This window comes from Aphanizomenon sp. UHCC 0183, from assembly GCF_009712065.1.
Taxonomy (GTDB): Bacteria; Cyanobacteriota; Cyanobacteriia; order Cyanobacteriales; family Nostocaceae; genus Dolichospermum; species Dolichospermum heterosporum.
On record NZ_VILC01000049.1, the window covers coordinates 20,494 to 33,545 of the forward strand.

12 protein-coding genes are annotated in these 13,052 nt (G+C 39.1%); 2 read left to right on the forward strand and 10 right to left on the reverse strand.

Annotation, left to right across the window (positions count from 1 at the left end; all coding sequences use genetic code 11):
- Positions 1 to 58: 58 nt before the first annotated feature.
- The 5 genes from folE to FJR37_RS16655 all read right to left on the reverse strand — a co-directional run bounded on the left by folE (position 59) and on the right by FJR37_RS16655 (position 4,730).
- Complete coding sequence (gene folE / locus FJR37_RS16635; protein WP_039202863.1) at positions 59 to 766, reverse strand: GTP cyclohydrolase I FolE; 708 nt, start codon at positions 764 to 766, stop codon at positions 59 to 61.
- 87 nt (positions 767 to 853) lie between these two features.
- Positions 854 to 1,579: an SDR family oxidoreductase gene (locus tag FJR37_RS16640; protein ID WP_039202862.1), complete on the reverse strand. Its 726-nt coding sequence runs from the start codon at positions 1,577 to 1,579 to the stop codon at positions 854 to 856.
- Between the two features lie 111 nt (positions 1,580 to 1,690).
- On the reverse strand, positions 1,691 to 2,671 hold the full coding sequence (locus FJR37_RS16645; protein ID WP_039202861.1) for an acetyl-CoA carboxylase carboxyltransferase subunit alpha: 981 nt from the start codon (positions 2,669 to 2,671) through the stop codon (positions 1,691 to 1,693).
- Between the two features lie 102 nt (positions 2,672 to 2,773).
- Positions 2,774 to 3,793, reverse strand: coding sequence for a long-chain acyl-[acyl-carrier-protein] reductase (locus tag FJR37_RS16650; protein WP_039202860.1), 1,020 nt, complete (start codon positions 3,791 to 3,793; stop codon positions 2,774 to 2,776).
- A gap of 238 nt (positions 3,794 to 4,031) precedes the next feature.
- On the reverse strand, positions 4,032 to 4,730 hold the full coding sequence (locus FJR37_RS16655; RefSeq protein ID WP_168466568.1) for an aldehyde oxygenase (deformylating): 699 nt from the start codon (positions 4,728 to 4,730) through the stop codon (positions 4,032 to 4,034).
- A 125-nt stretch (positions 4,731 to 4,855) separates the two neighbouring features.
- On the opposite strand from FJR37_RS16655, the gene FJR37_RS16660 reads away from it, so the two are divergent.
- Positions 4,856 to 5,092: a hypothetical protein gene (locus FJR37_RS16660; RefSeq protein ID WP_168466569.1), complete on the forward strand. Its 237-nt coding sequence runs from the start codon at positions 4,856 to 4,858 to the stop codon at positions 5,090 to 5,092.
- A 503-nt stretch (positions 5,093 to 5,595) separates the two neighbouring features.
- Here the strand turns inward: FJR37_RS16660 and FJR37_RS16665 are convergent.
- The 5 genes from FJR37_RS16665 to FJR37_RS16685 all read right to left on the reverse strand — a co-directional run bounded on the left by FJR37_RS16665 (position 5,596) and on the right by FJR37_RS16685 (position 10,263).
- Complete coding sequence (locus FJR37_RS16665; protein WP_233455387.1) at positions 5,596 to 6,534, reverse strand: nucleotidyl transferase AbiEii/AbiGii toxin family protein; 939 nt, start codon at positions 6,532 to 6,534, stop codon at positions 5,596 to 5,598.
- A 277-nt stretch (positions 6,535 to 6,811) separates the two neighbouring features.
- Positions 6,812 to 7,966 (reverse strand): iron-containing alcohol dehydrogenase, encoded by a 1,155-nt coding sequence (locus FJR37_RS16670; RefSeq protein WP_039202857.1) that lies wholly within the window; start codon positions 7,964 to 7,966, stop codon positions 6,812 to 6,814.
- 199 nt (positions 7,967 to 8,165) lie between these two features.
- Positions 8,166 to 9,260: an AI-2E family transporter gene (locus FJR37_RS16675; RefSeq protein WP_254434593.1), complete on the reverse strand. Its 1,095-nt coding sequence runs from the start codon at positions 9,258 to 9,260 to the stop codon at positions 8,166 to 8,168.
- Positions 9,261 to 9,426: 166 nt separating this feature from the next.
- Positions 9,427 to 9,855 (reverse strand): NUDIX hydrolase, encoded by a 429-nt coding sequence (locus FJR37_RS16680; protein ID WP_027403453.1) that lies wholly within the window; start codon positions 9,853 to 9,855, stop codon positions 9,427 to 9,429.
- Between the two features lie 3 nt (positions 9,856 to 9,858).
- The gene (locus tag FJR37_RS16685) at positions 9,859 to 10,263 is read right to left on the reverse strand and encodes a hypothetical protein (protein WP_168466581.1); all 405 of its coding nucleotides are present in this window, start codon (positions 10,261 to 10,263) and stop codon (positions 9,859 to 9,861) included.
- A 699-nt stretch (positions 10,264 to 10,962) separates the two neighbouring features.
- Here FJR37_RS16685 and FJR37_RS16690 point away from each other — a divergent pair.
- Positions 10,963 to 13,032 (forward strand): prolyl oligopeptidase family protein, encoded by a 2,070-nt coding sequence (locus FJR37_RS16690; RefSeq protein ID WP_039202854.1) that lies wholly within the window; start codon positions 10,963 to 10,965, stop codon positions 13,030 to 13,032.
- Positions 13,033 to 13,052: the final 20 nt, after the last annotated feature.

The window sequence follows — 13,052 nt, forward strand, 5'->3', positions numbered from 1 at the left end:
CCCTACTCCCCCTACCCTACTCCCCTACTCCCCCTACTCCCCCTACCCCTATCCTGCATTAAAACAATGACGCTTGATGACGAATCAAGTTGAAAAATTCTTCACGGGTTTTGTGTTGTTCTTGGAAAATACCTACCATCGAACTGGTAACTGTCCAAGAACCAGGTTTTTGAACCCCCCGCATCACCATACACATATGAGTAGCTTCCATGACTACAGCCACACCTTTGGGTTCGAGGACTGCTTGTAGTGCCTCAGCAATTTGTCGAGTTAGTCTTTCTTGAACTTGCAATCGGCGAGAATACATTTCCACAATTCTTGCCAGTTTGCTTAATCCTACAACTTTTTGATTGGGAATATAAGCAACGTGCGCTCTACCCATGAATGGCAGCATATGATGTTCACACAGGCTAAAGAAGTTAATGTCTCTTACCAAAACCATTTCATCATGTCCTTCATCAAATATCGCACCATTGATGAGGTCTTCTAGAGATTGATTGTAGCCGCTGGTGAGAAATTTCATCGCCTTAGCTACGCGCTTAGGTGTTTTTAGCAGCCCTTCCCGTTCAGGGTCTTCTCCTAATCCCACTAACATTGTCCGCACGGCTTGCATCATCTCATCCATTGTTTCTTCCGATGGTGGATGTATTTCTGGTTCTCTGCCATTATGGGTATTACGGTCTGGTCGGACATTGATAGCTTCTGCTAAATCAGGAATCAGAGGCGATTGCGAGGTATTAGAACCGTTTGAACCAGCGATAGTCATGATTAAATTTTAGTAATTTTTCAGTTGTCAGTTGTTAGTCGTCAGTGGTAATTAATCATTTAAAGAGATAAATGAGGAAATTACCAATTAGAGAACACCAGCATTGGACATAATCGTCAATTCTTCAATTACTGCTTCTTGTGGTAATAAGACAGTGTGTAAAATTGTTGTTGCCACAATTTCTGGAGTTAACATTTGGGAACGGTCAAAGTTAGCCTGGACGGTTGGAGTATCCCAAATTGCCGTATTGACAGAACCAGGACAAATGGCAATGACGCGAATACCATTAGCCCGTTCTTCTTGTGCGAGGGTTTGGGAGAGGAAAAGAAGTCCTGCTTTGCTGACGCAGTAAGCACCCCAACCTGGAAAGGTTTGTTTGGCTGCTATAGAAGCAATGTTAATAATTGTGCCTTGCCCTTGTTGGCGCATTCCTGGCAAAATTCCCATCATGCACTGAAAGACACTGGTGAGGTTCAAGTCAATGACTTGTTGCCAGTCTTCCAAGGGTGTTTCACTCAGGTTGCCTGTATATCCAATTCCAGCGTTATTAATGAGAATATTTATGTTGCCAAATTTGTCAGCTATTCCTTGAATTTTGGATTTAACTTGGGTAACTTCAGCTAAGTCTAGACAAAAGGCTTGGGCTTCTACTCCTAACTCCTGTGCGGCTCTAGCTACAGACTCTAGTTTATCCTGAGAACGGCTGACTAATGCTACATCTATTCCAGCCTTTGCAAATGCTAAAGCTGTTGCTCTGCCAATTCCGCTACTAGCACCAGTAATTAAGGCGCGTCTTTTTTGCTCAGAATTCATAAAATCAAGTAAATACAAATGCCTATAGCTCTTGAAGATTGTTAAAAATCTTTAAGCAGCCATAGGCAATTATAGCATTGCTATTATTCTATACCATTTTCTTGAGTATTTTTAGTGGGCAAGTTCTGTGAAAACGCCGATATTACGGAATTTATCATAACGGAGTTGGCGGCGCTCGGCTGGGGTGAGACGGTTGAGTTCGTCTAAGTTTTCCACTAAGGCTTGTTTTAAGTTGGTAGCCGCTGTTAAGGGGTCTGAGTGTGCGCCACCCAAGGGTTCAGGGAGGATTTGGTCAATAATACCCAAGTTTTTGAGGTCGTGGGAGATGATTTTCAGGGCTACGGCGGCTAGGTGAGATTTACTGGCATCTTTCCACAAAATTGCGGCACAGGCTTCCGGGGTAGCTACGGTGTAAACTGAGTGTTCAAACATCAGTAGACGATCGCCTACACCAATACCTAAAGCCCCGCCAGATCCACCTTCACCGATAACTGTACAAATGATGGGTACGTCAAAACTGAACATTTCTCGCAGGTTATAGGCGATCGCCTCTCCTTGTCCTTGATGTTCGGCTTCGATGCCCGCCCAAGCCCCAGGAGTATCAATAAAGGTCAAAATTGGCATACTAAATTTATTGGCGTGTTCCATGAGGCGCAGAGCCTTCCGGTAGCCACCAGGAGCAGCCATACCAAAGTTGCGGGCAACGTTGTCTTTAGTATCTCGACCTTTTTGATGTCCTAACATCATCACTGGTTGTCCAGCTATACGACCAACGCCACCAACTAAAGCTGGATCATCGCCGCCACAGCGATCGCCATGTAATTCCATCCATTCATCGCTGATAGACTGGATATAATCTAAAGTGCTAGGCCGGCGGGGATGACGAGCTACCTGTAATCGTTGAGATGGTGTCAGACTGCTAAAAATCTCCTCCCGCAATTGCGTCGCCCGTGTCTCTAGTTGGCGAATTTGTCCAGAAACATCAACACCATTTTCTTCAGCCAATTGGCGAATTTGGTCAATCCGAGTAGCCAGTTCTGCTAAAGGCTTTTCAAAATCTAACAGTAGCGGTTTGCGCTCAGTGGTTGCCATAATTATGTTCGTTGTCAGTTGTCAGTTGTCAGTTGTTGGTTGTCAGTTGTCAGTTGTCAGTTGTCTTTTCTTTGCCACTGACCACTGACCAATGACCAATGACTAAACTAGTAATGGTCTAAAACCGTGTTTAATGGACACACGACCAATTTGCTCCATTTTGTCTACGGTAATCTGATTACGCCCCCAAGAAAAGTTTGTATATAACTTCTCAAATTCCAGCAGCATTGATTCGGCAAAACAAGCAAATAATTGCCGCCCTGGCACATCCATATTGACAATTTTCATGATTTTCCAGTCAATATCTAGAGAATGCTCCACAATGCCACCATTTAATACATATACCCCCGGATGCTGAACTTTTGTGCCTAAGTTTTTAGGATAGCCCCCATCAATCAATAGACAGGGTTGTTTTAATGTTGTTGGGTCAATTTCTACGCCTTTGGGCATACTCGCCACCCAGACGACAATATCCGCTTGGGGTAATGCTTCCTGTAATCCCATAATTTTACCCCGTCCTAGTTCTGCTTGCAGTTCTTGGAGACGTTCTTGATTTCTCGCAATTAATAATAATTCTTGAACATCTGTTTTTTTATCTAGCCAGCGGGTGACTGCGCTGCCAATATCCCCCGTTGCACCGCACACAGCTACAGTTGCTTTGGACAATTCAATCCCTAGTTGTTTGGAAGCTTCTTCTACTTGCCGACAAATAATGTAAGCTGTATGAGTGTTGCCTGTGGTGAAGCGTTCAAAATCTAGGTTAATATTGCGGACTTGTTTGAACTGCTCTAAATTAAAGTTCTCAAAAATAATTGAGGAAAATCCACCCAAGGCTGTAATATCAATGCCATGCTTTTGAGCATGAGCCATAGCATTAAGAATTTTGCGCGTTGCGGCTTTAATGCGGCGATTAGCCAGCATTTCCGGTAAAAAGCATGATTCTACATACTTTCCTTCTATTTTCTGCCCGGTGATACTGGTGACAGTGATATGATCAACTATTTGCGGCGGGGCGCTACACCAAAAGTCTAGCCCTTGATCGGCATATTCTGGATATCCCAATTCTTGAGCTACTGATTGAGCGTGTTCTAAACTAGTCAGATGTCCAATTAAACCAAACATGGAGTGATATATTAGGCGTGTGCTGTCGTGCAAAACTGTGGAATTAGTGAGCAATACCAACTTTGGATTTGAGTCTTGAATTTGAGAGAAATCGCAAACTATAGTATCTAACTATTAAAAATACTACATAAGGGGTCAATGTTCACAGTTGACGGTTGACTACTTCCCCTACCTCCCCTACTTCCCCTACCTCCCCTACTTCCCTTGGGGTAACATGGTTGTCACCCCAAGGATATTCTTAAGCGGCTACAAGTCCGTAGGCAGAAAGACGCATGATATCACGGGTAGTGAAGCCAATGTTACTTAGGGCATCACCATATTGAATCATAAAATCTTCTACTAAAGCGTCTTTTTCCATAGCTAAAACTTTGGCATCATCTGCTACTTGATTGAGCATTCTCCATACTAGAGGCAGGTTTTGGCGGTTAGCTTGCTCTAATTCGGCTTTGGATTCTGTAAAGTTTTTTTGCAACCACACTTCACCAAAGTTGAGATGGCTGTATTCTTCTTTTACTACCCCTTCTGTGATTTTACGAGCAAAATCATCAGCCACAGGAATATAGATATTGTAGGCAGCGATCGCAAAACATTCGATAATTAATGATTGAATCAACAGGCAAGTCACGACTTTACCTTCTTTAGCTGCGGCTTGGAAATTGTCGTGTAGTCCCAAGAAAAACTTTTTCGCAAATTCTAAATCTGGAGTCACTTTTAAGTTCCGTCCACAGGCTTCAAATCCTTTTTTGTGGCGACTTTCCATTTTCGAGAGGGCAATTAGTTCCTTTTCCTGTGCCGGCAGTAGTTGAGCTAATGTAATGTAATTTTCGTGAGCTTCCTGTTCCCCTTCAATTACAATGGCATTGATGCGGCTATAAGCATCTTTATATATTTCACTTTGAAAATCAATTGTTTTAATTTGGTCTACAAGTTGCTGCATTGTCTGTATTACTCCGTTAACCCTGCTCATTTGATACAAAAACTCAACTTACCCGATAAATTTGGGGTAATTATCACTGTGATTTAATTTAACTTAACAAGAAACTATAGTTATTAGATTAATTTTTGCTGATAATTGTACTACCAGAAAAACAAATGTATGAAGTCATAGCCAATGTCCAAGCTAAACTGGAATCTCAAAAATGCCAATTTTGGAACCTGTTAGCCGTAGGAACAGGTACATTTAGAGTTTTGCTGCCGCTAATTGTGGTTTTCCTGACTTCCTTTGGGTTTGAAGCTACCACACACAACAAAGACTTCCCAGTGTCATCTTATGGTAGGGAAGTTTTTACTGGACTTTGAATATTCTACCTTAGTAGCGATCGCACTTACAACTTTTCCAATTTTCACTTAGGGATACACAACTAATGTAGTTAACCAAGGTCAAATAGCGTCAATTGCTTATAATTCGCTCTCTGATTGACCTTACTCGTAAGTTTGCTTTGAGGTTCTAGAGCCTGGGGCACTATCCTTGCCCGTTATCGCCTCGGTTTCCACTAGGGAATCGGTGAAACTTCTGAGTCCGTTCTAACAAGATTACCTTCACAAATGATAGTAGCAAGGATAATTGCTACGATAGCCGTAATAATGTTATTTTTAATTAGTCAAAGCGAATACTTTTCAAATTCAGGAATGATTGATCTAAGTAGGTGAACACAATAAAACCAAACTGTGTAAAGAAATGTAAAATCGCCCAAACCCTCTTCACTCTTGCCTCTTGCCTCTTGCCTTTTGCCTTGCCATAACGACAATTTTCAACGCTCACCTACTTAATTTTGTTCGCCGGGAAGAAAAGCGATTAATTGTCATTCCCCGTCTTGTTGAAATTCGCTAAAAGTTCTATGTGTCTTTTTTAAGTCGAAATCAGTCGCAATTAAATCAATACCATCAATAATTTTACTGGGTTCGGCAATTCGCAAAGCCGTAAAACATTTGTCTCGATAATTGGGGTGATTTTGGAAAAAAAGTATCGCTTTTTTTAAAGGTTCAATTACAGGATAAGCTGATTCTGCCTTCTCAATAGCTACTTGAGGAATGGGAGAATTGAGCCTTTGCATAGCCAAATCAATCAAATCTCTCGACTCTACTGAGGAATCATTCCATCTGTCAGAATTAGCTAAAAGTTTTTCTGCAAAACTGTCAATTTGATTTAAGCATGGGACAGGCGACCAAATGGGATAATTTGCTTCTCCCAATTCAATCCGTCCTTCCATAATTATCTCAAATTTAATCAGGGTTTCATCAACTATAATGGCAAATCTTATTCCGTACTGGTCAGCTTTAATTTGTCCGGGTAGATTGAGATTATTTTGAGTGTTGAAAAGGGCATTATATTGATTTTCAGCTATTTTTTGTCGTAGTAATCGGTAGCCTGTACCAGTAGAACAGAGAAAATCTATATCTTTGCTTAATCTATATTCTCCATGATTTAAACTAACCAGAGTCCCACCGCCAAAATATGCGCCACACTCTAATAAAAAATTAGCCTTTAATTGATTAAGAACATTTAAAATTTTTTGATGAAACTCCCTCTCAAACATTTTCGCTCCTAACCATGAATGATAATATTGAGCTAATTGTTGCACAAATAAGGTTTCTATTTGGCTTAAGTCGCCTAAAACTCCCCGGTAGTGCCACCCGCGTTCATATATTCTCAGTATTTCTAAAGGAGTAAGATCTTCGGTATTTTCTCTTTGCCAACATAATTTTTGCAAAAAGGGTAATTTTTCAAATTGGGTTAACATTTTCATCAATGAGATTGCAAACGCAGATGGACGCTGATTAACGCAGATGGGTTGGTGTTAGGTTTTTAACTCTTTTCTTAAATACTATCATTTTCTACTGCCCCTTCTAATAATTTGGCTGCATCAGCATCGGTTTTTCAATGGGATGTTCTTTGTCCCATTGCTGATTAAAATTTTAGGATTTCGATAATATTTTTACATTTCTACCAATTTCTCCGCCAACCGACTTAATGCAGGTCAGACAAACAACAAAACGTCTGACCTGCGGATTTAACTTTTAAGCACAAAGAGCTAAAATCTGTTCCACAACTTGGGGGTTAACGTCTTTATTTTCCCCCAAAGCGGTCATCCCATGTTTTTCTAAATTTTTGATAACTGCGGGAATAGTTTCTACTCCCACACCATAATCAGATAAATGAGTGCGAACACCAACTGATTCAAAGAAATCACGAGTTTTAGTAATTGCGGCATTTACCCGTTCTTCTTCCGAACCACCGACAACTTGCCAAACTCTATCTGCATATTGTAGAAGTTTTTGCCACTTGCGATCGCGTCTAATCGTCAAAGTTCCAGGTAACACAACCGCCAAAGTTTGAGCATGATCCATACCATGCAACGCTGTCAACTCATGGCCTATCATGTGAGTCGTCCAATCTTGAGGCACACCAGCCGCAATTAACCCATTTAATGCCATTGTCGCCGACCAAACCAAATTTGCTCGCGCATCATAATCTGTAGGATTAGCTAAAGTTTTTGGTCCTTCTGAAATCAAAGTTTGTAAAATTGATTCAGCCATACGGTCTTGTAATGGTGCATTCACCGGATAGGTCAAATACTGCTCCATCACATGAGTAAAAGCATCAACAATACCATTGCTAATTTGCCGAGGAGGCAGGGAGAAAGTTGTTTCTGGGTCAAGAACGGAAAATTTCGGAAACACCAAGGGACTAGCGAAAAATAACTTTTCTTTAGTTTCCCACTTAGTCACAACTGAATTTGTATTCATTTCTGAACCAGTCGCAGGTAAAGTCAAAACCACCCCCATTGGTAAAGCCGCCGTTACCGGTGCGCCATGAGCTAAAATATCCCAAGGGTCGCCCACAAAAGGAACAGCAGCCGCTATAAACTTAGTCCCGTCCGCAACAGAACCACCACCCACAGCCAACAGAAAATCAATACCTTCTTTGCGGATTAACTCAACCGCCTGCATCAAAGTTTCAAAATGAGGATTGGGTTCAATACCGCCGAACTCAAATATATTTCTACCAGCCAATGCCGATTTTACTTGATCATAAACCCCATTAGCTTTAATACTACCACCACCGTAAGTAATCAGAATTTTCGCGTTCGCCGGGATTTCTGAACCAATATTAGCGATTTGACCCCTACCAAACAGGATTTTAACTGGGTTGTAAAAAACAAAATTTTCCATAACTTTAGTCACTCAAGAGAATTAGATTTCACTTTGAGTATTGTAATCACTTTCTTGATTTTTGTGCCTGTACCTACAGAATACTATTTTCCCCCAATCTAATTAAAAGTTGGGGAATTGTGTCCCAGACATTTTTATCAATTTAAACAAATAAACTGCCAACAAGACAAACAAAATCAGGAAATAAAGGTGTTGTCATTTACTCACTATCAACAGCAGTTTTATTAAATTTACCATTACGCCAAGTATCAGCGATATCTTTAATAAAACTAGCAAGAGGAATAGCAACCAATAACCCCAATACACCGCCTAACTTTGCGCCTATTAATAAAGAAATTACCACCCATACAGGATTTAAACCAGTTAAATTTCCTAAAATACGTGGGGCAATAATATTAGAATTAATTTGATCAATAGCCACACCTATAGCCGCAACCTCTAACCCTAAACCAAAGTCTTTTAAAGTTATTAATAAACTAACAATGCCAATACCAATACCAGTACCAAAAGGAAATAGGGAAAACAAACCAATTCCTATGCCAAAAAGTAGTGATAAAGGCACTCGTAAAACGACAAAAGCCAATGTTATGGATACGGCTAAAATAGCCCCTAAAGTAGCTTGACCAATGAAATAATTATTAAAATCTTCTCGCAGTAATTCTCGCACTTTTTTCGCTGTTTCTGGGGGAAACCAAAGATAAATACCATTCCATAAACTTTCCCCATTCAATACTAAATAAATAGTCAAAACTATGGTGATTAATAAATTCAATAAATTGCCAATAGTATCGAAAGCAAAACCTAAAATTTTCCCAGTAAAAGATTGCAACTGACTTGATATTTTTCCTAAAATTTCACCAGCTAATCCACTTAAATTTACTGGTAGTTGCTGAGTAGCTGCCCAATTTTGCAAAGCTTCTATTTGTTGAGTTGCCGATTCTATCCAATAGGGAAGAAGATTAGCTAACTCATTCAATTGTTCCAGAATAAGTGGTAGCAGAATTACACCTACAGCACCCAAAATAATAATAGATAACAGCAATACCACTACAACTGCTAAAATTCGAGGTACTCCCCGTTTTTGGAGAAGTTGAATGGGATAATCTAGCACAAAAGCCAGAAGAATAGCAACGGAAATAACACTAACCAAAGGCTGAAAATAGTTAATGAATTGAACTAATAACCATCCATTTAAAAGAATCACAGGAAAGGCTAATCCTATGTTTAACCATTTGGGTAAATTTGGTAGACTTTTTACTGGCTGCATGGCATTTATTAATAAGTAGGTTAGCATTGAAAATCTTCGTTATGGCAAGGCAAAAGGCAAAAGGCAAGAGTGAAGAGGGTTTGGGGGATTTTACTTTTCTTTACATAGATTGGTTTTATTGTGTTCACCTACTTAATATAATTTTGGCAAGATGTCTGGAAAACTCAAAAAGTTTGTGAATCGGATTATCAGACTATAGAGTTTTGATAAAATCCAGCATAATTTTCTGAGGTAAAGTTGCTAAAGGTCTAATATCTCCGGCTTTTTGAGAATAATATTCACCCTTGTCAATATCTGCTGCTGTTAATAAATCTAAATCCCACCCTTCAGAAAGTACAAGTTGACTCACTGGGACTAACAATGGTGCTTGAAATACATAACGCACAGCTTTTTCATCGCTATAAATTCCAAATTTTGTAAAATCAGTCAACTCATAACCAATTTCTTCGACAACCTCGCGCTGAACAGCTATTTCTGGAGTTTCTCCTGGTTCTATATGTCCACCGAATAAAGCCCAACAACCAGGAGCTATAATATTAGGAATATTATCCCGTAATTGCATTAAAAACTTATTCTCTCGATAGAGAATGGCAACGGCTACATAAGCTAGTTGACTGTTCATAAATTACTTTTCCTCTAAATAAACTTCACCGTATTCTTTACCAGCCAAAGGCACACTTTGATACTGAACATTACCCTTCAATACTACCTGTTCTCCGACTTGGAAATTGCCCTGATTAGTGATTACCCAAATTTTCCCAGTTGAGTCGTTAATTTGATATGATTTTTTCTTGATTAATGGAGCATACTTTTCTACTTTACCTTGAATGTAAACTGTCGTGTCCTGATTTTTTTTGGTAATTTTTTGAATCTGTGTTACATTAGCACCAATATTAAAATTTTTAAGATTGATACCAGAATTTTCTCCCTTACCACAAGCATAAAGTCCCGTTACCAGAGAGAAAGATAGTCCCACAGTAAAAATTTTTGCTGGTGGCATCAAAGCTACAGATTGAGCGAATTTTTGCATTACTGCCAATTTTATCTCCAGGTTACACAAATTAATCGTTATTGATCATAATGCTATCTGGTCGCAAAAAGATAAGTAGGTGAACACAATAAAACTAAACTGTGTAAAGAAACGTAAAATCGCTGAAAACTTCTTTACTCTTGCCTCTTGCCTTGCTATAACGACAATTTTCAACGCCAACCTACTTAGGAATGTGAATTAAATAAGGTGCAAAAGTAGGGTGTGTTAGCGACAGCGTAACGCACCATTCCAGGTTACATCAGAATTGCAGGTTATTAAATTTGCGTTCCTTAGTGATTCTGTCAAAATCATGAAGAGATGAATAAATTCTCAGCGATACCTTCAGTTAGTAACCTTCTTATCTTTCTTGTTTGAGAACGAGTCAATATTGCAAATAATGGCTTTTTTATGTTATTAATTAATTTATACCAAAATAAGATGAATCTGCATAAGTAGGTGAGCGTTGAAAATTGTCGTTATGGCAAGGCAAAAGGCAAGAGGCAAGAGGCAAGAGTGAAGAGGGTTTGGGCGATTTTACATTTCTTTACACAGTTTGGTTTTATTGTGTTCACCTACTTAGAATCAGAGATCAGAAATAATTGACCGCAGATAAACGCAGATGAATTAACAGATTTGATGATTTTGTGCGGACTCATATAAAATTGGTATTAGCAATTTAGTACAATTTATCCTAAATTTATGTCTAACTTTAACCAACCTCTGACCTATCCTACTGTTAGCAAAAGTGAGCAGGTGGATAATTATCACGGAATGGCGATCGCCGACCCTTACAGAGCCTTAGAAGACCCGGATACAGAAGCAACAAAAGCTTGGGTAGAAGCCCAAAATCAAGTTACCTTTAGCTATTTAAACGAAATTCCTGCCAGAGAAAAAATCAAACAGCGGCTAACAAAACTTTGGGATTATGAAAAATATGGAACTCCCTTTAAAGAAGGTGAAAGTTACTTTTATTTCAAAAATGATGGACTGCAAAATCAAAGTGTCCTCTATACTCTGCCAACTTTAGATGCAGAACCAAGAATTGTACTTGATCCTAATCAACTTTCAGAAGATGGTACAATTGCCCTTTCAGGAATTTCCATCAGTGAAAATGGTCAACTTTTAGCCTATGGTTTATCTAGTTCTGGTTCAGATTGGCAAGAATGGAAAGTTAGAAATATTGCCACAGGTGAAGATTTACAAGATCATCTCCAATGGATTAAATTTTCCGGTGCTTCTTGGACTCATGATCATCAAGGGTTTTTCTACAGTCGTTATGATGAACCAAATGAAAAAACCAAATTAGAAGATGTTAATTATTACCAAAAACTTTATTATCATCAACTTGGTACACCCCAATCAGCAGACATCTTAATTTACCATCGTCCTGATGAAAAAGAATGGGGTTTTACTGGGAATGTCACGGAAGACGGCAAATATTTGATAATTTCAATCTGGCTAGGAACTGACTCCAAAAACTTAGTTTTTTACAAGGATCTAACAAATCAAAATTCTGAAGTCATCGAACTAATTAATCAATTTTCCGCAAATTATAGCTTCATTGATAATGACGATCATGTTTTCTACTTTCGCACAGATTTCAATTCTCCAAAAGGTAGAGTTATTGCCATTGACACGAGAAAACCAACTCCCGAAAATTGGCAAGAAATTATTCCTCAAGCAGTAGAAACATTAGAAAGTGTCAGTGTCTTAAATAATCAATTTGTGGCTGATTATTTACAAGATGCCCATAGCCAAATTAAGATATTTAATCTCAAAGGTAATTTTATTCGAGAAGTAGAATTACCCGGAATTGGTGCAGCCAGCGGATTTAGTGGTAAACGGTATGATACAGAAACATTTTATAGTTTTACCAGCTTTACTACCCCTGGAACTATTTATCGTTATGACATGAAAACAGGTAAGAGTGAACTTTTTCGTCAGCCAGAAGTAGATTTCAATGCTGATGAATATGAGACAAAACAGGTTTTCTATGCAAGTAAAGATGGTACAAAAGTGCCAATGTTTATTACTCACAAAAAAGGAATTAAATTAGATGGTAACAATCCTACTTACCTCTATGGATATGGTGGGTTTAATATCTCCTTAACACCAAGTTTTTCTGTTAGCCTTTTAATATGGCTAGAAATGGGAGGAGTCTATGCTGTTCCTAATTTACGTGGTGGTGGTGAATATGGAGAAGAATGGCATCAAGCAGGAATGAAATTGCAAAAGCAAAACGTTTTTGATGATTTCATTGCTGCGGCTGAATGGTTAATTGCCCATAATTACACCCAACCTGGAAAATTAGCTATTGCTGGAGGTAGTAATGGTGGTTTATTAGTGGGTACTTGCATGACACAACGCCCTAATTTGTTTGGTGCAGCCCTACCCGCAGTAGGCGTTATGGATATGTTGCGCTTCCATAAATTTACCATTGGCTGGGCTTGGGTGGCTGAATATGGTTCTTCAGAAAACGCAGAAGAATTCGCAACTTTATATGCTTATTCACCTTTGCATAATCTGAAGCCGGGAACAGCTTATCCAGCTACATTAATTACTACCGCAGATCATGATGATCGTGTAGTACCTGCTCACAGTTTTAAATTTGCTGCGGCTTTACAAGCAGCGCATGGTGGTGATGCACCTGTATTAATTAGAATTGACATGAAGGCAGGACATGGTGCTGGTAAACCAACAGCAAAAATTATTGAGGAAGCAGCAGATAAATGGGGTTTCTTAGTCAAAGTTTTGAAAGTTGAAATTTAATTTCCCCTACCCATGTACCA